This window comes from Dactylosporangium sp. NPDC000555, from assembly GCF_040300025.1.
GTDB lineage: Bacteria > Actinomycetota > Actinomycetes > Mycobacteriales > Micromonosporaceae > Dactylosporangium.
This window is the reverse complement of sequence record NZ_JBEPDB010000043.1, coordinates 13,789-34,574: the sequence shown is the minus strand read 5'-3', so window position 1 is coordinate 34,574 and position 20,786 is coordinate 13,789. Positions and strand designations below refer to the sequence as shown.

The following is a 20,786-nucleotide window of genomic DNA, read 5'->3' as shown; positions in this document are numbered from 1 at the left end:
TCCTTCCGTTCGTCATGCGGCCAGCGCCCCGGTCGTCGCGCCACGGTGACGCAACACCATCTTGCGCAGCTCGGTCACCACGATCACCGGCACGCCGGCGGCCAGGCACACGAGCCACTGCGTCAGGTCGAGGCTGACGGTGTGCAGGATGCGCTGGAGCAGGCCGAGTTCGGTGGCGAGAACGATCGCGATGACCGACATGCCGCTGGTGACGAGGAACCGGTGGTCTTCGAACGTGTCCAGGCTGAACATTGACCGCACGTCGCTGCGGACGGTGAACGACAGCACCAGGTTGAGGATCGAGAACGTGGTCAGCCCCATGGTGCGGGCCACGCCGGTCCCGTAGGCCCGGTCGGCCCCGGCAATCACGGCCAGGGTGACCGCGCCCAGCACCAGGCCGACGACGGCGAGCCAGAGCAGGGTGCGTGTGGACAGCAGCGGTTCATCGGAGCGGCGGGGCGGCCGCCGCATGACGTCCGGGTCCTGCTTGCCGTAGCCGAGGCCGATGGCCTGGAACACCTGGGTCGTGAAGTTCACCCAGAGCGTCTGCAACGGCAGGAACGGCACGCCTGAGGCGATGTTGAAGATGCTCGCGCCGAGGAACGTGGCGATGAAGCCGATGAGGACGCCCATCTGGAAGAAGACGTACCGTTTGAGGTTGTCGTACAGCGCCCGGCCGATCTCCACGGCCTTGACGATGGTCGCGAAGTCGTCGTCGGTGAGGATCATCGCGGCGGCCTCTTTCGAGACCTCGGTGCCGGTGATGCCCATCGCGATGCCGATGTCGGCGCGTTTGAGGGCGGGCGCGTCGTTGACGCCGTCGCCGGTCATCGCGACGATGTTGCCCTTGCGCTGCAGGATCTCCACGAGACGTACCTTGTGTTCGGGTGTCACCCGGGCGATGACCCCGATGTCGTCGATCTCGCGGATGAGCTGCTCGTCGCTCATCGCGGCGAACTCGGCCCCGCTGATGGCCCGGCCGTCGATGCCGAGCTGCTGCGCGATGGCCGCCGCGGTGACGGCGTGATCGCCGGTGATCATGCGGACCCGCATCCCGGCGTCCCTCGCCGTGGCGATCGCGGCCTTCGCCTGCGGCCGCGGCGGGTCGACGATGCCGACGAGGGCGAGCAGCGTCAGCCCTGTGAGCGCGCCGAGCAGGTCCGCCCGCGGGTCGAATGTCGCCGGGTCGAAGTCCTTGCGGGCCGTGGCCATGACCCGCAGCCCCTGCGCGGCGAGCCGCTCGTTCTCGGCCATGTAGCGTGCGCGGAGGTCGTCGTCCAGCGGGGTGGGCGCCACGTCGGGCGTGATCACCGACGCCGCGCGGGCGAGCAGCTGGTCCGGGGCACCCTTGACGAAGCAGCGCACGACGTCGTTGCCCGACTCGTCGGTCATCCGGTGGAACGTCGCCATCAGCTTGTACGCGGCGTCGAACGGCACCTCCGCGACGCGCGGGTAACGCTGCCGCGTCGAGGCCACGTCGAGGTGGCCCTTCTCGGCGAGCACGACCAGCGCGCCCTCGGTGGGATCGCCGACCAGCCGGCCGTCGCTCACCACCGCGTCGCCGGCCAGCGCCATCGGCAGCAGGAACGGCTCCAACGGCACGTCCGGCTGGCCGGCGGAGTGCCGGATGTCGCCGTCGGTGCGGTATCCGCTGCCCGACACCACGTATCGCCGGCCCGGGATGCTCAGCTCGACAGCGGTCATCTGGTTCAGCGTCAACGTCCCGGTCTTGTCCGAGTTGACGGCCGAGGTCGACCCGAGCGTCTCGGTCGACCGCAGCCGCTTGACGATCGCGTTCGCCCGAGCGAGCAGTTGGGTGCCCAGCGACAGGATCGTCGTCACGACCGCCGGCAGGCCGGTGGGGATGGCCGAGATCGCGAAGGCGATCGCGGCGAGGAACACCACGTTGAACGCGTTGCCGCGGGCCAGGTTCAGCGCGATCGACAGCAGCAGCGCGACTCCGGCGACGACGAGGATCTGGTTGGTCAGCCGCGACAGCTGCCGGGTCAGCGGCGTCTCGGCGCCCCGCTCGTCCTGCAGCATGCCGGAGATGTGCCCGACCTCGGTTGCCATCCCGGTGGCGGTGACGACGAGCTCGCCGGTGCCGCGGGTGACGTTGGTGTTCATGTACACCATGCCGACCCGGTCGCCGAGGGCCGCGTCGGCTCCGGCCACCGTGTCGGCGTTCTTGGCGACCGGGACACTCTCGCCGGTCAGCGCCGACTCGTCGACCTCGAGCCCGGCGGACCTGACCAGTCGCCCGTCGGCCGGGACCAGATCGCCGGCCTCGACCTGCACGACGTCACCCGGCACGAGGTCCTCGGCCGCAAGCTCGGTCAGCTGCCCGTCGCGGCGCACCCGCGCCTTGACGATCATCATCTTCTGCAGCGCGCTGACGGCGGCCGCGGCCTTGCCCTCCTGCCGCAGCCCGAGCACCGCGTTGAACAGCGTCAATGCCAGCAGCAGGATGCCCGTGCCGAACTGCTCGAGCGGGTAGAGGCTGCCGATCCCGGCGCACAGCAGGACGATCTGCATCGGGTCCGCGTACTGCCGCAGGAACGCCCGCCACCACGGCTCCTTGCGCGACTCGACCAATCGGTTCGGGCCGCACTTGGCGCGCCGGGACGAGGCCTCGGCGGCTGACAGGCCGGTCAGCGGTTCGACGTGCTCCGCGGCGAGTGCGTCGTCGACCGACAGCGCGTGGAAGGGCGGGGTTTCGGCGTGCTTGGTCGACAACGTGGCCATAGGCTGATCGCCTCCTGGAATCCGACGCTTGGTGCGTGCGGACTACCCACTCGCCGGCGGTTGACGCACGCCTTCGCGTGCGCCGCGTCAGCCTCCCGACGCGATGATCCCGGTCAATGCCGATCGCCGCCGACACCGCGCACAACCAGCCGGCCCGGTTTGCCGGCACGACAGTCACTGCCGCAGCGTCACAACGCCGCGGGTGGGGATACCCCACCCGCGGCAGGTGGCACACGGCGCGTGTGCGGGGGACCACCCGGGTCCCCCGCACACGACCGTCAGGCGTAGACCTCGAACTCGAACAGTGAGTAGCCGTACGCCGTGGCGCGGGCGGTGCCGTAGATCCGGACGTAGCGGCCGGTGGCGGCCAGCGCGGTGTTGTCGTTCACCCCGCCGGTACCGTTCGTCACGGTACGCACCGTGGTCCAGGTCGTCCCGTTCGCCGACGTCTGGATCTGGTACGTCTTGCCGTACGCGGCCTCCCAGGTCAGCTTGACCCGATTGATCGCGTACGACTGGCCGAGGTCGACCTGGATCCACTGTGGATCGGCGAACGCGCTCGCCCACCGCGTCGTCGCCGAACCGTCGACGGCCGCCGACGCGGGATACGCGGCGGACTCCGTGCTCGACGCGGTCGCCGGGCGGTTCAAGGCCAGGTTCCCCGTCGGGGGCGGGGGTGTCGTGGTGTTCGCGCCGTAGACCTCGAACTCGTACAGTGAGTAGCCGTACGCCGTGGCGCGGGCGGTGCCGTAGATCCGGACGTAGCGGCCGGTGGCGGCCAGCGCGGTGTTGTCGTTCACCCCGCCGGCACCGTTTGTCACCGTGCGTACCGTGGTCCAGGTCGTCCCGTTCGCCGACGTCTGGATCTGGTACGCCGAGGCGTATGCGGCCTCCCAGGTGAGCTTCACCCGGTCGATCGCGTACGACTGGCCGAGGTCGACCTGGATCCACTGTGGATCGGCGAACGCGCTCGACCACCGGGTCGTCGCCGAACCGTCCACCGCCGCCGACGCCGGGAACTCGGCCCCCTGCGTGCTCGACGCGGTTGCCGGGCGGTTCAGCGCCAGGTTCCCCGACGCCGGCGGGGGAGTCGTGGTGCCCGAGGTGAACGTGAAGTCGTCGATGTCGAACAGCGATCCGGTGGCACCGCCGGTGAACACCAGGTACAGCTGGTGCGTGCCGGACGGCGGGGTCACCGTGCCGGTCACATCGACCCACGTCTCCCACCCGCCGGTCGGGCTGACCTGCACCGTGGACACGGCCGGGCCGGTCGGCGAGTCGACCCGCACGGTGATCGTGCCACCGATGCCGGCCGAGGCGACCCGCGCGGAGAAGCCGGTGACGCCCGTCAGGTTGTACGGCGTGAAGGAGATCCAGTCGCCGTTCTCGATGTACCCGACCGCGTTGCCGCCGTGCGCGCTGGGCTTGGCGGCGATCTGGACGCCGTTCATCGATGTGTAGTGCTCGGCCTGGCGGGTCCGCGGTTGCAGCACGTGCTGGTCCTGCACCGCGGTCCCGGCCACCGGGGTGTACTGCGCGTTGACCACCCCGAAGATGTTCGCGGCCGCGTCGTGCTCACCGTCCACTGTGGTCTGCAGCGATCCGGTGCAGCCGTTCTTGCTGGTGATCGGGTGACCGTGACTGTCGTGGCCGAGGATGTAGGTGACCGTCACCCGGTTGCAGTCGATGGTGCCGGCGTTCGGGTCGGTGACCCGCACCTCGTACGGCACCGTGTCGCCGAACTTGAACAGCGATCCGTCGGCCGGGGTGATCAGCTGGACCGTCGGCCGGCCGACCCCGATGACGGTACTGGCCGTCGAGATCTTGCCGCCACTGTCGCGTACCGTCAGCGTCGCCGTGTACTCGCCGTTGGCGGTGTAGGTGAACGTCGGGTTGGCCGCCGTGGAGTCGGTGATGCCGTCGCTGGTGAAGTCCCAGGCGAACGTGATCGGGTCACCGTCCGGGTCGGAGCTGCCGGCCGAGCTGAACTGCACGGTCAGCGGCGCCGGGCCGGTGAGCGGGGTGGCGCTGATCTGCGCGATCGGTGCCCGGTTGCCGCCGGTGTTGTACTCGATGCGGTAGAGGGCGGAGTTGGCGTCGCCGCCGAACCAGCCGGTGCCGTAGTCGAGCACGTACAGGGCGCCGTCCGGCCCGAACTCCATGTCCATGATCTGGGTTCCGGTGAACGGGAACGAGTCGATCGCACCGGCCGCGCCGGTAGCCGTCAGGGTGGCCGTCTTGATCCAGCGACTGGTGAACTCGCCGAGGAAGACCTTCCCGTCGTAGGAGGCCGGGAACTTCACATCGGAGACCAGCGCCGGGTTGTAGTTGTAGACGGGACCCCCCATCGGCCCGCCTCCGCCCAGCTCGGGACGCCAGGGCCCCGCGCCGCCGTACGGCAGCCAGGCGGCCTGGGACGGCGGGAGCTTGGTGAGACCCGTGTTGTTCGGCGAGTTGTTCGTCGGCCCACCGGCACAGTCGAACGGTCCGGCCGACGGTCCGTTGGGGAACGTGAACTTCTGGTAGGGAGTGTTGTAGTTGGAGCAGTACGGCCAGCCGAAGAAGCCCGGCTGGGTGATCCGCTCGAAGGAGACGGTGCCGGCGGGTCCGCGCTGCGGGTCGGCGGTGCCCGCGTCGGGGCCGTAGTCACCGAGGTAGACGACCCCGGTGGCCTTGTCCACGCTCATCCGGAACGGGTTGCGGAAGCCCATGGCGTAGATCTCGGGCCTGGTCTTCGCCGTGCCCGGGGCGAACATGTTGCCGGCCGGGATGGTGTAGCCACCCGTCGCCGAGGGCTTGATCCGCAGCACCTTGCCGCGCAGGTCGTTGGTGTTGCCAGCGGTGCGCTGCGCGTCGTAGGCGGGGTTGCGGTCGGCCCGCTCGTCGAGCGGTGCGTAGCCCGCGGACTCGAACGGGTTGGTGTCGTCACCGGTGGACAGGTAGAGGTTGCCGGCCGCGTCGAAGTCGATGTCACCGCCGACGTGGCAGCACATCCCGCGACTCGTCGGCACGTCGAGGACCGTCACCAGCGAGGCCGGGTCGATCGTGTAGTCGTCCCGCACGGTGAACCGGGCCAGCTTGTTGCTGCCGTTGAACGGGGCGAACTGGGCCGCCGTACCGTTGGCGGGAGCGTCGCCGCCCGGGGTGCTCAGCGGCGGCGCGTAGTAGACGTACACCCACCGGTTGCTGGCGAAGTTCGGGTCGGCCTTGATGCTCTGCAGACCCTCCTCGTCGTGGGAGTAGACCGACAGCGTCAGTGCGACCTTCGTGTTGCCGTTGACGTCGGTGTACCGGATGACGCCGTCCCGCGAGGTGTGCAGCACACCCCGGTTGGGCAGCACGGTCAACCCCATCGGCTCGCCGACCTTCGCGACCCCCTTGGCCAGGGTCACCTGGCTGAACGTGCCGGCGGCGGCCGGCGGGTTGGAGCCCACCGCGCAGTTGCCGGTGCCCTGGGCCGCGTACTTGATGCCGCCGAGCAGGTGCGTGCGGAAGTTGGCCTCGGTGAAGCTCTCCTGGGTGTGCCCGAGGCCGGTGTACCACGAGCGTCCGCCGTCGTAGGCGCGGCACCAGGAGATCGGGTGGTCGGCGCCCATGCTGCCGCCGGTGTACGTCGACTCGTCCAGGTTGGCCAGCACGTGCGTCGTCGCGCGCGGGTTCGTGCGGTAGTTGTACAGCTCGTCGGTCCGGTTCCAGTTGGCCGGCAGGCCGGCCGTGGACGGGTGGACCTTGTCCTCGACACGTACCGTGACCGGCTGGATCGCCGGGTGGCTGGCGAAGAAGGCGCCCACCAGGTTGCCGTACCACGCCCAGTCGTACTCGGTGTCGGCCGCGGCGTGTACGCCGACGTAGCCGCCGCCGGCCCGGACGTAGCGCTCGAACGCGGCCTGCTGGTTGGCGTCGAGCACGTCACCGGTGGTGGACAGCCAGATCACCGCTTTGAACCTCGCCAGGTTGGCGTCGGTGAACTGGCCGGCATCCTCGGTCGCCTCGACCGTGAAGTTGTTCTGCGTGCCGAGTTGCTGGATCGCGGCGATGCCCGCCGGGATCGAGTCGTGCCGGAAACCCGCGGTCTTGCTGAAGATCAGCACCGCGTAGTCGGCGGCGAACGCCGGGGCGACGTTGACGCCGACTCCGGCCAGCACGATGGCGACGCAGAGTAGCACTCTGCGAAACATGATCGGTTGTGGACCTCTCGTTGAAGGTTGCCGAAGACGTGCGCCGATCACGTCTGCACCGCGATTGCGGTCGGGTGGGGTGTGCCGGACTCCCGGCGCCTCGCCGAAGGCCGCGCGGGGTCGGTGTGCCGGTCGCCGTGAGCGGCGACGACCAGGTCTGTGCAGTGGTTCTATCCAGCGGGTCTATCGAAGGGTGTGCGTGCGGTCGCCCCCCTTCCACCTCGGCGGGCGGTGTGAGAGAGCGCTCTCTCACCGGGCTGCGGACAGTTAAGCAGACTCGACCCGACGTTGTGAAGACTCTCCATGTCTCGATCGCGCGATGCGGATCGAAGGCCGGGATTGCGCTACTTCTGGTAGCCGTCGTTGTCGCAGGTCCGGCGCTGCAGAACGCAGTTCTTGGTGCGCTTGTTCATGGTGTCGACGTCCCACATCACGAACGCGTCACCGTGCATCGACGAGGCGCTCTTGCCATCCGGGTCGGAGGAGAGGTAGTAGCCCTCCGGGGTGCCCTTGGCCCCGTACTGGATGTCGAAGGTGATCGCCGGGATCTTCACCGGGTGGCTGCGCGGGCAGGCGTTGCCGGCGCCGTACGCCACGTGGTCCTTGTGGTTGGGGCTGTCCAGGTGCTCGCCGTCCCAGCAGTCCGGGAACTGCAGCATGAAGTGCAGCGTGGCGTTCCCGCCGCAGATGGGCCAGTTGCCGTTGGTACTGCGGGCAACGCCGTCGAGGTCGCCGGGGCCGTAGAACGCGCAGTAGAACTGGCCCCTCGCGCCGCGCGGCGTCGGTTCCTTCTTCTTGGCGTCGCCGCTGATCATGCGCAGACCGCTCGGCATCGGCATCTGACCGGTCGAGGTGTTCATGAGCGAGCGGTAGTAGACCCGGAAGCCCGTGGTCTCGACCGGCTTGCCGGTCGCGTTGTCGTAGAGCGTCGGCACCCAGTAGGCGGAGTGGTCCTGGACCGGCTTGCAGGTGGTGGCCGTGAACTTCGTCAGATCCGCGGCCACGGTGCCGGCGTTGACGGCCTTGTTGCCGACGAAGGAGTGCATGTGCGATGCGCCCGGGAGGCCGGGGGCGACGATCGGGTCGTCCGGCAGCGAGTGGCTGTACTGGCAGTCGGCCCGGAACTCCGGGAGGTTGCCCACACCGGCCGGCACGGGATCGATCTTCAATGCCTGATAGGCGTCGGCCTGCGCCTTCCAGGCCGCGTGGTCGACCGGCACCCAGCCGGTCGCGGGAACCCTCGGCGTGGCCGCGGCCGAGGGCCCCGCGGAGGCCGACGGCGTAACGGAGGCCGACGGCGACGCGAGGCCCAACGCGGACAGCGACCCGCTGGACGACTCCGCCGTCTGCTCGGCCGGCGGCGAGGCGTACGCGGAGGCGTCGGCGGCGTTCGACGGTTCGGGCTCGGCGGCACCGCCGCCCAGGTACACGGCTGCGGCCGCGGCCGCGGCGACGATCACGACGACGGCCGAGCCGGCGGCCATGCTCCGCTTGTCCCGGACGAGCCGCCCCAGCAGACCGGGACGCGACGGCGGCGGGCCTGCGTCGGGTTCGCGGAGCGCGGTGTACGACACAGGTCTCTCCCCAACGAGCACGGCACGACACGCTGGCCGGACGGCCACGGCCGCCGATGGTAGGCCCTCCCGCCCTGTGTCCGACAGGTCCCTAAACCTTCCTTAACGCGTAGCACTGCCTACCAACAACTTGGGCGTCCGCGCCGGGCGTCAGCCGGGCTGCACGCGGCCGAACCGGCTGCGGTGGAAGACCAGCGGAGACGGGTCGGTCAGGGCCGTGCGACGGACGGCGATCAGGTGCAGCAGCACGATCGTGTGGTCGCCGGCGAGGATCTCGTCGTGGATGGTGGTGTCGAACTGGGCCAGCCCGTCGTCGAGGGTGACCGCCCCGTCGGCCGTCGCCGTCACCGGCACGCCGTCGAAGCGGCGCTCGACGGCGCCGGCCAGCTGGCGGGCGACGGTGGAGTGGTGCTCGGCGAGGATCGTGACGCCGAGGTGCGACGCGCGGCGCAGGTCCGGCCAGGTCTTGGAGGCGTTGGCGATGGAGAACGACACCAGCGGCGGGTCGAGGCTCACCGACGTGAAGGAGCTGGCCGCCAGGCCGACGGGGGCGCCGTCGACAAGGGCGGCGACGGCGACCACGCCGCTGGGGTAGATGCCGAACACCTCGCGGAGGCGGGCGGGGTCGAGGTCCTGGTTGGTGCGTAGCACGGTCACGGCTGCTCCTGCCTTGGGGTGGCCGCCCCGAACGGGACGGCGGACGCCGGCGTCCGGCCGGGTGCGGGGTGCCGCCAGAGGCCACGCCGGGCCAGCTCGGGCAGCACACCCTCCCCGAACCGGTAGGCCTCCTCCAGGTGCGGGTAGCCGGAGAGCACCAGCTCCGTGATGCCCGCGGCCACGTACTCCTCGATGAGATCGGCGATCTGGGCGTGGCTGCCGACGAGGGCGGTGCCCGCGCCGCCGCGGACCAGGCCGACGCCGGCCCACAGGTTGGGGTACACCTCCAGGCCGTCCTTGGTGCCCCCGTTGAGGGCGAGCATCCGCCGCTGGCCCTCGGACTCGCTGCGGCGCAGCCCGGCCTGGACGTGGCGGATCTGCTCCTCGGAGATGCCGGCCAGCAGCCGGTCGGCCTCGGCCCAGGCCTCCTGTGCCGTGTCGCGGGCGATGGTGTGCACCCGCAGGCCGAAGGCGAGGGTCCGGCCTTCCCGCTCGGCCTGCTCGCGCACCCGGTGGACCTTCTCGGCGACGGCGGCCGGGGGCTCGCCCCAGGTCAGGTAGACGTCGGCGTGGCGGGCCGCGACGTCGAGCGCCGCGGGCGACGACCCGCCGAAGTACAGCGGCGGCAGCGGGTCGGGCACCTGGGCCAGGACCGCGTCGGAGAGCGCGAAGTGGTGGCCATCCACGCTCACCGGCCGGCCCGTCCACAGGTCCCGGACGATCTGCAGGAATTCTCCGCAGCGGGCGTAGCGGGCGTCCTTGTCCAGGTAGTCGCCGTACATGCGCTGCTCGTGGCTCTCGCCGCCGGTGACGACGTTGAGCAGCAGCCGGCCGCCGGAGAGGTTCTGGAAGGTGCCGGCCATCTGCGCGGCGAGGAACGGCGAGGTGAGGCCGGGCCGGAACGCAACGAGGAACTTCAGCCGCTCGGAGACGCCGGCCAGCATCGCCGTGGTGATCCAGGCGTCCTCGCACCAGGCGCCGGTGGGGGTCAGCGCGGCCTCGAAGCCGAGCTGCTCGGCGGAGCGTGCGATTTGCCCGAGGTAGGCCACGGAGGCGGGGCGCCCGGCGTTGCCGGCGGGGGTGCCGTGTCCGCCGCCGACGACCTGCCGGCTGTCGCCGCCGTTGGTGGGCAGGAACCAGTGGAACTTGAGGTCGGTCATGACACCAGTCCGTGGTCGGTGGGCGGGGTACCTTCGACGGCGCGGGGCCGGGTGTAGGCGGAGCTGGGGCTGGTGCCGTCCAGCAGGTACTGCCCGACGATCCGGTCGCGGTAGATCACCGGGTTGTGCGATGCGACGGTGCGGGCGTTGCGCCAGTGCCGGTCCAGCCGCAGCCGCTCCGCGATGGCGGAGGCGCCGCCGACCTCGAACAGCTCGGTGACGAGGCCGAGGACCAGCCGGACCACGGCGCCCTGCGCGCCGTAGACGGCGATGTCCGCCCGGTCGAACGCGTCCTGGGTGACCTGCCCGGCCAGCTGGGCCTGGTGCACCGCCTCGAGCGCTTCCGCGGCGGCCCGGGCGGCGGCGTCGGCGGCGAAGGAGGCGCCGCCGATCCGGCCGACCACCTCCTGGACCAGCGGGTCGGTGGCCGGCGCCGGATGGGCCGGGTTGAACAGGTTGCGGGTGCGGCCGGTGACGAACGCCACCGTGTCGGCGACGGCGGCCCGCCCGATGCCGGCGAGGGTCGCCAGGTGGACCAGCTGGAAGAACGCGGGCAGCGACGAGCCGGGGCGGTCCGCCGGCACGATCTCGACGTCCTCGGCCGCGATCGGCACGCTCTCGAAGAGCGTGGTGCCGCTGGCGGTGAGCCGCTGGCCGAAGCCGTCCCAGTCGTCGAGCCGGGTCACCCCGGCCGCGGTGGCGGGCACCAGCACGTTGGCCGTGCGCCCGTCGCCGAGCGCCGCCGTAGTCTGGATCCAGTCGGCGAGGAGGCTGCCGGTGGAGTAGAACTTGCGCCCGTCGAGCCGCCAGTTCGGGCCGTCCGGCGTGAGCCTGGTCTCCGGCTCCCACCAGGAGGTGCTTGCCCGCTCGCTCTGCGCGTTGCCCACGATCACGCCCGCGGCGATGCGGCGCAGCCACCGCTCGCGGACCTCCGCGTCGGGGTGGACGAGGCGCTGCTCGACGAAGCCGGCGTGGCCGCGCAGCAGCTGCGGCAGGTTCGAGTCGGCACGGCCCAGTTCGATGAGCAGCTCGGCGAACTCCGGGATCGTCGCGCCCAGCCCGCCGTACTCGCGGGGGACGCGCAGCCGGCCGAAGCCGGCCTCCCGCAGCCATCGCACCGGCTCGCGCGGCAGCGTGCGGTCGGTCTCGCGTTCCACGGCGCCCGCCGCGATGCGGGCGAAGACCTCGGCGAAGCGCTCGTTCATGCCGACCCCAGCCGCGGTACCGCGGTGAGCAGCCGCTTGGTGTAGTCGTGCCGCGGCTGTTCGAAGACCTCCGCGGCGGTGCCGTGCTCGACGACCCGGCCGTCCTTCATGACCAGGATCCGGTCGCTGACGTGGTGGATCACACCCAGATCGTGCGAGATGAACAGGTAGCTCACGCCCAGCTCGTCCTGCAGGTCGGTGAGCAGGTCGAGCACCTGGGCCTGGATCGAGACGTCGAGCGCGGAGACCGGCTCGTCGCACACGACGACCGCGGGCTGCGGGGCGAGGGCCCGGGCGATCGCCACGCGCTGCCGCTGCCCGCCCGACAGCCGCAGCGGCGCCGCCCGCAGGTGGGACTCGCGCAAGCCGACCTGCTCCAGCAGGCGCACGGCCCGTTCCCGCGCCTCGGTCCTCGAGCTCGGCGGCCGGGCGCCGGTGCCGAGGGCGTCGATCAGGATGCGCCCGACGGGCCAGCGCGGGTCGAAGGAGCTCAGCGGGTCCTGGTACACCACGCCGATCTGTTTGCGCAGCGGCCGGCGCCGGGCCGGGGTCAGCGCCGACCACGCCTCGCCGCGCAGCCGCACCTCGCCCGAGGTGGCCTGGAGGATCGCGAGGGCGATGCGCGCGGTCGTGGTCTTGCCGGAGCCGGACTCGCCGACGATGCCGAGCGTCTCGCCGCCGAACAGCTCGAAGGAGACGTCGTCGACGACGGTCCGGTCGACCTTGTCGGGGCCGCGGAAGACCTTGGTGAGGTGCCGCGCCTCGAGCACGGGCCGGCCGCGGTCGACGGGCCGGCGGGTCCGGGCCGCCGCGGGGGCGGCGCCCGCGGCGGGGCGGCTGAGCCGGGTGCCCCGGGTGTGCTGCGACGGGATGGCGTCGAGCAGGATCCGGGTGTACTCGTGCCGGGGCTCGTGCAGGACCCGCTGGACCGGGCCCTGCTCGACGATCTCGCCGTCGCGCATGACGGCGACCTCGTCGGCGAGCCGGGCCACGACGGACAGGTCGTGGCTGATGAGGATGATCGACGTGCCCCGGTCCTTGGCCGTCGCCAGGAGGTCGAGCACCTGGGCCTGCACGGTGACGTCGAGCGCGGTCGTCGGCTCGTCGGCGATGAGCAGGGGTGGGTCCAGGGCGATCGCGGAGGCGATGAGGGCACGCTGGCGCAGGCCACCGGACAGCTCGTAGGGCCGCTGCCGGGCCCGCACCTCCGGCTCGGGGACGCCGACAGAGCGCAGCAGCTCGACGGCGCGCGCGGCCCGGCCGGCGCGGCTGCCCCAGCCGTGCAGCCGCAGCGGCTCGGCCACCTCGTCGCCGACCCGGCGCAGCTGGTCGAGGGATACGAGGGCGTCCTGCAGGACGAAGCCGATGCGCCGCCCGCGCACCGTGCGCCAGGCCCGTTCAGAGGCGGTGCGCAGGTCGGTGCCGTCGAGGTCGATCCGGTCGGCGGTGACGCGGGAACGCGCACCGGTGAGCCCGACGAGGGTCCGGGCGGTCACGCTCTTGCCGGATCCGGACTCGCCGACGATGGCGAGGCACCGCCCGCGCCGCGCGGTGAACGAGATGCCGCGCACGACCTCGGCGTCGCCGAACGACACCCGCAGGTTCTCCACCGTCAGCAACGACGGGCCGTCCAGGTGCGCCTCGACGGGGTCGGCGAGGATCTGCTCGGTTGTGGTCATCGGGCGGCTCCTCCGAGAAGGTTCTGCAGGGTGCGGCCAAGCGAGGTCACCGAGAGCGCCACGAGGACGATCACGACGCCGGGCAGGATCTCCAGCCACCACGAGGTGGTGATGTGCAGGCGGCCCGCGTCGAGCAGGGCGCCCCACTCCGAGCTGGGCGGGGCGACGCCCAGGCCGAGGAACGACAGTGCGGAGGCCCACACGACCGACTGGCCGATGCCGAGGGTGGCGACCGCGACGAGCGGGCGCACGGCGTTGGGGAACAGGTGCCGGCGGATGACGGCGAACCGCGAGTGGCCGAGCGCGGCCGCCGCCTCGATGTAGCCGGCCTGGCGCACGGCGAGGACCTGGCCGCGGACCATCCGGGCGTAGCCGGGCGCGGAGCCGATGCCCACGGCGGTGATCACCGTGGCGACCGAGGGACCGCGCACCGAGATGACCAGCAGGGCCAGCAGCAGCGCCGGGAAGGCGAACGCGACCTCCAGCACGCGGGTGATGGCCGCGTCGACGACGCCGCCGGCCAGCGCCGCGGTGAACCCGAGGCTCAGGGCGATCAGCAACGCGAGCGCGGTCGCGCCGAGCCCGATGCCGAGCGACTGGCGAGCCCCGTAGATGACCCGGGTGAGCAGGTCGCGGCCGGCGTCGTCGGTGCCGAACGGGTGCGCCCACGACGGCGCCTGCAGCGTCGAGGCCAGGTCGATCTCGGTGGGGCTGCCTTTGGCCAGCACGCCCGGGGCCAACGCCGCGATCAGCACGAGCACGACGACGAGCAGGGCCAGGGCCGTGCCGGCCGAGGGCAGCGGGACGGCCCGAAGCCGCCGTCGCGGCGGGGCGAGCGCCTCGGCGCTCATCGGGTGCCCCCCGCGGCGAGCCGCGGGTCGACGACCGCGTAGGCCAGGTCGACCAGGAGGTTGGCGACCACGTAGATGGCCGCCACCACCAGCACGATGCCGGACACCGTCGGCACGTCGCGGGTGTTCACCGCGGTGACGAGCACCTGCCCGATGCCCGGCCGGCCGAAGATGTTCTCGGCGATGACGGCCCCGGCCACGAGCGCCCCGAGCGCCCAGCCGGACAGCGTGATCGCCGGGAGCACGGCGTGGCGCAGGACGTGTCGCAGTCGCACGCCGAAGTCGGACATGCCGCGGGTCCGGGCCGTGGTCACGAACGGCTGCTGCAGCACCTGCTCGAACTCGTCGCGGGTCACCTGGCCGAGGAAGCCGGCGAGGGGGATCGCCAGGGTCAGCACCGGCAGCACGCTGCCCCAGGCGCTGGTGCCCCCGATGATGGGGAACACCCGCAGCTGCACGGAGAACACCACGAGCAGCACGACGCCGACCCAGTAGTGCGGCAGGCTCGCCGTCAGCGCCTCCCAGGCGGCGCCGAGGCTGGACAGCACCCGGCCCCGGCGGACCGTGAGCAGGGTCCCGGCGAGCGCCAGGACCCACGCGACCGCGAGCGCCGCTACCGTCAGGGTCAGGCTCGGCAGCAGCTGGCCGCCGATCACCTCGGTCACCGGGCGCTTCTGCGTGTAGGAGGTGCCGAGGTCGCCGCGGAAGAGGCCGCCGACGTAGTGCAGGTACTGCACCAGGATCGGGTCCTTGAAGCCGAACCGCTCGTTGAGCGGGGCCAGCTCCTCGGCCGTCCACTCGCGGTCCTGGCCGGTCTGCAGGTTCATCAGTGTCGTGGCCCGGTCGCCGGGGACCGCCAGCTGGGCGAAGAAGGTGACCGACGCGGCCGCCACCATCACCGCCACCGCGCTCACGACCTTGAAGACGATCCGCCGGACGCTCATCGCCGTCTCACTTCGTGAAGTACGCATCGGAGAAGACCGGCTCGCCCTGGCTCTTCTCGAGCCAGAAGTCCTTGAGGTTCCGCGCGACGGCGTAGGTGGAGTTCTGGGTGTACAGCCCCACGCCGGCGGCGTCGTCCTGGATGATCTGCTGGGCCTGACCGTAGAGCGCGTTCGCCTTGGCGGTGTCCGGCTCCGAGTTGGCCTGCTGGATCACCGTCGACAGGGTGTCGTTGTTGTAGAACGACCGGTTGCTGCCGTTGGGGCTGTCCGGCAGCGACGGGCGCCAGACGATCCACAGGATCGAGGGGCTGGGGCTGGTCCAGTAGGAAGGCGTGGCGTCGAACGTGCTCGGGTCGGAGTACTTGCCGCCCCACTGCTCCGCCTGGGTCGCCGGGATCAGCTTGACGTCGAAGCCGACCTTCTTCCACTGCTCCTGCAGCACCTGCAGTACCGTCGCGCCCTCCTGGGTGAAGATGAACCCGGCGCCGTAGACCAGCTTGATGGTCAGCGGCGTGCCGTCCTTCGCGCGGATGCCGTTGGCGCCGCGGGCCCAGCCGGCCTGGTCGAGCAGCTGCTCGGCCTTCGCGGGGTCGTAGGCGTAGGCCTTGGCGACCTCGGCGTTGTAGCCCGGGGTTGCCTGGCTGACCGCGGGGTTGCCCTCGTAGGGGATCACGCCGTGGAAGCCCGCCTCGACCGCGGCCTTGCGGTCGGCGCCGTAGGCGAACGCCTGCCGCACGAGCTTGTCGGTGAACGGACCTGCCTTGGTGTTGATGAAGAACGACACCGGCTTGCCGGGCGTGATGTAGCGGATCGTCTGGTACCGCGACTGGGCGTCCTTCCAGTTCACCGTCGGCACCTCGTAGACGACGTGCGACTCGCCGGTGCTCAGCGAGGCGTAGCGGGCCACGCCGTCGGCGACGAACTTCCAGCGCACCTCGTCGACGATCGCAGGGCCCTGGTGCTTGGCGGTGGCCGGCCAGGAGTTGTAGGCCGGGTTCTTGGCCAGTACGACCTCCTGGCCGTGCTTCCACTCCTTGACGGTGAAGCCGCCGGAGCCGATCGGCTTCTCGCAGTTCTCCTGCTCGGAACGGCCCTTGTACGCAGTCGGCGACTGGATGCCGAAGTAGCCCTGGGTGATGAGCGTCAGGAACAGCGGGAACGGCTTATTGAGGTCGATCTGGACGTGGGTGGCGTCGACAGCGGTGGCCGACTTGTAGTACGGGTCGATGGAGACCTTGGCGGTGCTGTTGCCCTTCTTGTTCTCCCAGAGGTCGAAGTTCCAGGCCACGGCCTCGGCGTCGACCGGCGTGCCGTCGGTGAACTTCACGCCGTCCTTGAGGGTGAAGGTGTACCGCAGCCCGTCGCTCGACACCGTCCACTTGGTCGCCAGCCACGGCTGGACGCTGCCGTCGTCCGCGAGGGTCACGAGCCCGTCGAGGACCTGGCGGGAGATGTAGGCCTGCTGGATCCAGCCGCCGAAGATGCACGGCGGCTCCTGGACGTGGCCGTAGATGATCGTGCCGCCGGTCTGCGGTTCCCCGCCGGCCTCGGCGGCGGCGCCACCGCAGGCGGCGAGCGACCCGCTCGCGAGCACGGCGACCGTGGCGAGGGCAACGCGGTTGCGTCTGGTCATCGCAGTTTTTCCTTACAAGTCAAGGGATCGGTGCTCAGCTGCTGAGCGCCGGCTGGGGGTCGGCGATGCCGCTCGCCGGCAGGTGGGCACCGCCGCGGTAGCGGGCACCGTAGTGCCGATCGGGCAGCCGGTCGCCCTCGCCGAAGATGCGGTCGCGCAGGGTCTCGCGCTCGTCGTACTCGCGGCGCAGCCGGCCGCGTTCGCGCAGGACCGGCACGACGAACTCGATGAAGTCGCGTGCGGTGTCGTAGGAGTGGTACTGCAGCAGGTTGATCCCGTCGATGCCGACCTCGTCGAGCCAGCGCTCGATCTCGTCGGCGACCTGCTCGGGGTCGCCGACCGCGAGCAGCGGCTGGCGGGTCAGGTCGCCGAAGCCCGCGAGGAACTCCCCGACGGTCTGCTCCGGGTCGATGGAGCGGAACCGCCCGGCCCGGCCGCTGTCGACACCGACGTCCTTGAGCTTGGTCTCGGGCGGGTAGGCCGCGGGGTCCCACGGCAGGCTCGCGTGGGCGAGGTACCCATCGGGGCTGATCAGCTCCTGGTAGCGCGCGAGCTTGGCCTTGGCCTCGGCCTCGGTGGGCGCCACGACCACCCCGGCCATGGTGACGAAGCGGACGTCGTCGGCGCGCCGGCCGGCCGCGACGGCGGCCTCCCGGATGCCGGCGATCGTCCGGGCGAGGCTTGCCGCGTCGGGCCCGCCGGTGAAGACGACCTCGGCGTGCTTGCCGGCGAACCTCGTGCCGGCCCCGCTCGCGGTCGCCGTGAACAGCACGGGGGTGCGCTGCCGGCTGGGGGAGGGCAGGTGCGGCCCCTCCACCTTGAACCAGCGCCCCTCGTGATCGATGGGGCGGATCTTCGCCGGGTCGGCGAAGAGGTTGCCGGCCCGGTCGGCGACGATCGCGTCCTCGTCCCAGGAGCCCTCCCACAGCTTGTACAGCACGTCGAGGTACTCGTCGGCGATCTCGAACCGCAGATCGTGCTCGACCTCGCCGTCGCGGCCGAAGTTGCGGGCGGCGTTGGGCAGGTACGAGGTGACGATGTTCCAGCCCACCCGGCCCTTGGTGAGGTGATCGAGGGTGCTGACCCGCCGGGCCCAGGCGAACGGCGGCTCGTAGGTCGTGGAGAACGTGATGCCGAAGCCCAGGTGCCGCGTGACGGCGGCCATGGCCGGCACCACGGACGCCGGGTCGTTGTTGGGGATCTGCAGACCCTGCCGGATGGCGGTGGCCGCCGAGCCGCGGAACGTGTCGTAGGTGCCGACGACGTCGGCCAGGAACACCGCGTCGAAGCCGCCCGCCTCCAGCAGCCGGGCGAGCTCCGTCCAGTACTCGATGTCGTTGAACCGCTCGCGGTTGTTGTCCGGCAGCCGCCACAGCCCGTGGGTGATGTGGCTGACGCAGTTCATCTCGAACAGGTTGAGGATCAGGCGTTTCTTGCTGCTCACGGATTGGCCTCTCCGGCGGGCGCGGTGCCGAATGCGCCGCGGTATCGGGTGGCGGGATGGGTATCGGGCAGGCGGTCGCCGCGGCCGAACAGCTTCTGGCGCAGCGTCCCGCCGGCGTACTCACGCCGGGCGAGGCCGCGCTCGCGCAGCACCGGCACGACGTGGTCGACGAACTCCTCGTAGCTGCCGGGGATCTCGGCGTTGACCACGTTGATCCCGTCGACGCCGGCGGCCCGCCACCGTTCGAGCTTGTCGGCGATCTGTTCCGGGGTCCCGGTCACCCGGCCGTTGTGCGCGGTGTAGTGTGCGACGTCGCGCAGCGTCGGCGGCCGGTCGGTCACCAGGTCGTTGATCCAGCCGAGGATCGACTGGACGCCCTCGGTCTCGAGCTGCCCGACGGGCCGGTCGAGGTCCTCGTGGCCGAAGTCGATGCCGACCGCGCCGGACATGTGCGACAGCTGCGCGTCGTAGTCGATCCACTCGTCGAGTTCGTCGCTCTTGCGCCGCGCCTCCTCCTCGGTCGAGCCGACGACGAAGTGCAGGCCCTGGAAGAACTTCAGGTCGTGCGGGGAGCGACCGTGCCGCACGGCCCGGGCCCGGATGTCGGCGGTGTCGCGGGCCGCCGCCTCGACGTTGGGCGCCACGATGAACACCGCCTCGGCGTTCTTCGCCGCGAACGTCCGGCCTGCCTCGGAGGTCCCGGCCTGGAACAGCAGCGGCGTGCGCTGCGGCGACGGGCTGACGAGGTGGGGTCCCTCCACGCGGTACCGCGGTCCCTCGTGATCGATGCGGTGGATCTTGTCGTAGTCGGCATGGACGCCGGTCTCGCGGTCCTGCACCAGCGCGTCGTCCTCCCACGAGCCCTCCCAGAGCTTGTAGGTGACGTCGACGTACTCGTCGGCCCACGCGTAGCGCTCGTCGTGCTTCGTCAGCCCGTCAAGGCCGAAGTTGCGCGAGGCGTTGGGCAGGTAGTTCGTGACGATGTTCCACGCGATCCGGCCCTTGCTGGCGTGGTCGAGGGTGGAGATCCGGCGGGCGAAGTTGAACGGGTGCTCCTGCAGGACCGAGGCGGTGAACGCGATACCGAGGTGCTCGGTCGCGTAGGCGATGGCGCTGGCCAGGACCGACGGGTCGTTGCTGGGCACCTGCAGCCCCGCCTCGACGTACTTGCGCTCGTCGCCGCGGTAGGGCGCGTACAGCCCGACGACGTCGGCGAAGAAGATCGCGTCGAAGCCACCGCGTTCGAGGGTGCGGGCGAGGTCCACCCACAGGTCGAGGTTGTTGAAGTCGGCCTGGCGTGCGGTGGGTCGCCGCCACGTGCCCTGGATGATGTGGCCGGTCGTGTTCATCACGAAGGCGGCGAAGTGCAGGGGAAGTCCGGACACGCGTCTCTCCCGGCGGCGTCGGAGGCACTGGAGGTTTGTTGGTAAAAACTATAGGGTTAGTAGGTTATTGCAGCGCAAGACCTTGCCCGGAAGGCGTTGTCGATCCCCTGAAAGCCGTCACCGATCACCGGAGTACGCCGTGCGCATCGAACAGCTCGAGTACCTCGCCGCCGTGACCCGCTACGGCTCGCTGCGCCGCGCCAGCGAGCAACTGCACGTCTCGCAGCCGGCCCTCAGCGAGGCCATCCGCAAGCTGGAGGCGGAGCTCGGCGTGACGCTGCTGGAGCGGCACCGCTCCGGCGCGCGGATCAGCCTCGCCGGCCGCGAGCTGCTGCAGCCGATCGTCGACGTGCTGGAGTCCGTCGACCGGCTCAAGGCCGCCGCCGGCGACCAGCTGGCCACGCGGCGGCTGCTGCGCATCGGCACCGTCAACGCCGGCACCGCCTCGCTCGTGCTGCCGGCCGTGCGCGCCTTCCAGGCGAACCACCGCCGCGCGGCGGTCGAGGTGCGCAACGTGCAGCAGGACGAGATCCACACGTCGCTGCTCGACGGCACCCTCGACCTCGGCCTGGTGAACCTGCTCGACGGCGACGACGTGCCGCCCGGCCTCGAGCCGACGCCGCTGCTCGTGGGCCGCCCGGCGGTGGTGCTGCCGGCCGGGCACGCCCTCACGGCACAGACCGAGGTCTCCGCCGACGACCTGCGGGGCGAGCGGTTCGTCGCGATGCGGTCGGGCTATCTCATGTACCGTTTCGCGCACCGGCTCTTCGGCTCCGACCTGCCCGCAGAATGGCACTCCACGGATGGCGCCGAGATGGGCAAGATGATGGTCGCCGAGGGCATCGGGCTCACCGTCCTGCCCGACTACAGCGTGCTCGGCGATCCGCTCGAGCGGGCCGGCCTGATCGTGACGAGGCCCCTCGCCGGCGACACCACCCTCGTGACGATGGCGGCGCTGCACCGCCGGCAGACCCGGGTGCCGCCGGCCGTGCGCGAGGTGCTGGCACTACTGCGCGAGCGGGCCAGCCGGCCACTACGCGACCGCACCGCCTGATCCGCGATGGGGTGTCTCAACCCGAAAGCAGCGGCTGGCCATGATCACGGAGTGATCATGCACAAAAAGCAGCACGTTCACTCCGTGATGAGTCGAAATCTCGCGCATCGCGACGAGACGGTGCGTCACCGCGCGGACCTGCCGGACCTGCCACTCGTACCCTTCGCTTCGGCCCCCGATCAGATCTCGACCTATCGCCTTGAAGCGATGCCCGGGGGTCGCTGACGCGGATAGAATCCATGGCCGAATGGGGTGCGGGTGCTGCACCGGACGCCTG

At 71.1% G+C, this 20,786-nt stretch carries 14 protein-coding genes; 2 read left to right on the top strand and 12 right to left on the bottom strand.

Annotated elements, in window-relative coordinates:
- Nucleotides 1-12: 12 nt before the first annotated feature.
- The 12 genes from ABT297_RS24320 to ABT297_RS24265 all read right to left on the bottom strand — a co-directional run bounded on the left by ABT297_RS24320 (nt 13) and on the right by ABT297_RS24265 (nt 19,455).
- Complete coding sequence (locus ABT297_RS24320; protein WP_350553514.1) at nt 13-2,745, bottom strand: cation-translocating P-type ATPase; 2,733 nt, start codon at nt 2,743-2,745, stop codon at nt 13-15.
- 278 nt (nt 2,746-3,023) lie between these two features.
- Entirely contained in the window at nt 3,024-6,923 is a 3,900-nt protein-coding gene (locus ABT297_RS24315; RefSeq protein WP_350553512.1) for a ThuA domain-containing protein, read from the bottom strand.
- A gap of 344 nt (nt 6,924-7,267) precedes the next feature.
- The gene (locus tag ABT297_RS24310; protein ID WP_350553510.1) at nt 7,268-8,497 is read right to left on the bottom strand and encodes a DUF1996 domain-containing protein; all 1,230 of its coding nucleotides are present in this window, start codon (nt 8,495-8,497) and stop codon (nt 7,268-7,270) included.
- 150 nt (nt 8,498-8,647) lie between these two features.
- A complete protein-coding gene (locus ABT297_RS24305) occupies nt 8,648-9,154 on the bottom strand; it encodes a flavin reductase family protein (protein WP_350553508.1) in 507 nt (168 codons plus the stop codon).
- Nucleotides 9,151-10,314 (bottom strand): LLM class flavin-dependent oxidoreductase, encoded by a 1,164-nt coding sequence (locus ABT297_RS24300; RefSeq protein ID WP_350553506.1) that lies wholly within the window; start codon nt 10,312-10,314, stop codon nt 9,151-9,153. The genes ABT297_RS24305 and ABT297_RS24300 overlap by 4 nt, the downstream gene beginning before the upstream one ends.
- A complete protein-coding gene (locus ABT297_RS24295) occupies nt 10,311-11,519 on the bottom strand; it encodes an acyl-CoA dehydrogenase family protein (protein WP_350553504.1) in 1,209 nt (402 codons plus the stop codon). The genes ABT297_RS24300 and ABT297_RS24295 overlap by 4 nt, the downstream gene beginning before the upstream one ends.
- Nucleotides 11,516-13,198, bottom strand: coding sequence for a dipeptide ABC transporter ATP-binding protein (locus ABT297_RS24290; protein ID WP_350553502.1), 1,683 nt, complete (start codon nt 13,196-13,198; stop codon nt 11,516-11,518). The genes ABT297_RS24295 and ABT297_RS24290 overlap by 4 nt, the downstream gene beginning before the upstream one ends.
- Nucleotides 13,195-14,049, bottom strand: coding sequence for an ABC transporter permease (locus tag ABT297_RS24285; RefSeq protein WP_350553500.1), 855 nt, complete (start codon nt 14,047-14,049; stop codon nt 13,195-13,197). The genes ABT297_RS24290 and ABT297_RS24285 overlap by 4 nt, the downstream gene beginning before the upstream one ends.
- Nucleotides 14,046-14,993 carry an ABC transporter permease gene (locus tag ABT297_RS24280; RefSeq protein WP_350553498.1) on the bottom strand — a complete coding sequence of 316 codons (948 nt, stop codon included), beginning with the start codon at nt 14,991-14,993 and terminating at the stop codon, nt 14,046-14,048. Before ABT297_RS24280 ends, ABT297_RS24285 begins: the two co-directional genes overlap by 4 nt.
- Before the next feature lie 7 nt (nt 14,994-15,000).
- The gene (locus tag ABT297_RS24275) at nt 15,001-16,626 is read right to left on the bottom strand and encodes an ABC transporter substrate-binding protein (RefSeq protein ID WP_350553496.1); all 1,626 of its coding nucleotides are present in this window, start codon (nt 16,624-16,626) and stop codon (nt 15,001-15,003) included.
- Between the two features lie 34 nt (nt 16,627-16,660).
- Nucleotides 16,661-18,070, bottom strand: a complete 1,410-nt coding sequence (locus ABT297_RS24270) for an NtaA/DmoA family FMN-dependent monooxygenase (protein ID WP_350553494.1) — start codon at nt 18,068-18,070, stop codon at nt 16,661-16,663.
- Nucleotides 18,067-19,455: an LLM class flavin-dependent oxidoreductase gene (locus ABT297_RS24265; protein WP_350553492.1), complete on the bottom strand. Its 1,389-nt coding sequence runs from the start codon at nt 19,453-19,455 to the stop codon at nt 18,067-18,069. The genes ABT297_RS24270 and ABT297_RS24265 overlap by 4 nt, the downstream gene beginning before the upstream one ends.
- 139 nt (nt 19,456-19,594) lie before the next feature.
- On the opposite strand from ABT297_RS24265, the gene ABT297_RS24260 reads away from it, so the two are divergent.
- Together ABT297_RS24260 and ABT297_RS24255 are read left to right on the top strand one after the other, a co-directional pair.
- A complete protein-coding gene (locus ABT297_RS24260; RefSeq protein WP_350553490.1) occupies nt 19,595-20,509 on the top strand; it encodes a LysR family transcriptional regulator in 915 nt (304 codons plus the stop codon).
- A gap of 57 nt (nt 20,510-20,566) precedes the next feature.
- Nucleotides 20,567-20,734 carry a hypothetical protein gene (locus ABT297_RS24255; protein ID WP_350553488.1) on the top strand — a complete coding sequence of 56 codons (168 nt, stop codon included), beginning with the start codon at nt 20,567-20,569 and terminating at the stop codon, nt 20,732-20,734.
- The last annotated feature ends 52 nt before the right edge of the window (nt 20,735-20,786 follow it).

Coding starts and splice junctions, on each gene's coding strand:
- ABT297_RS24320 (WP_350553514.1), bottom strand. CDS start 2,745: ATGGCCACGTTGTCGACCAAGCACGCCGAAACCCCGCCCTTCCACGCG.
- ABT297_RS24315 (WP_350553512.1), bottom strand. CDS start 6,923: ATGTTTCGCAGAGTGCTACTCTGCGTCGCCATCGTGCTGGCCGGAGTC.
- ABT297_RS24300 (WP_350553506.1), bottom strand. CDS start 10,314: ATGACCGACCTCAAGTTCCACTGGTTCCTGCCCACCAACGGCGGCGAC.
- ABT297_RS24295 (WP_350553504.1), bottom strand. CDS start 11,519: ATGAACGAGCGCTTCGCCGAGGTCTTCGCCCGCATCGCGGCGGGCGCC.
- ABT297_RS24290 (WP_350553502.1), bottom strand. CDS start 13,198: ATGACCACAACCGAGCAGATCCTCGCCGACCCCGTCGAGGCGCACCTG.
- ABT297_RS24285 (WP_350553500.1), bottom strand. CDS start 14,049: ATGAGCGCCGAGGCGCTCGCCCCGCCGCGACGGCGGCTTCGGGCCGTC.
- ABT297_RS24280 (WP_350553498.1), bottom strand. CDS start 14,993: ATGAGCGTCCGGCGGATCGTCTTCAAGGTCGTGAGCGCGGTGGCGGTG.
- ABT297_RS24275 (WP_350553496.1), bottom strand. CDS start 16,626: ATGACCAGACGCAACCGCGTTGCCCTCGCCACGGTCGCCGTGCTCGCG.
- ABT297_RS24255 (WP_350553488.1), top strand. CDS start 20,567: ATGCACAAAAAGCAGCACGTTCACTCCGTGATGAGTCGAAATCTCGCG.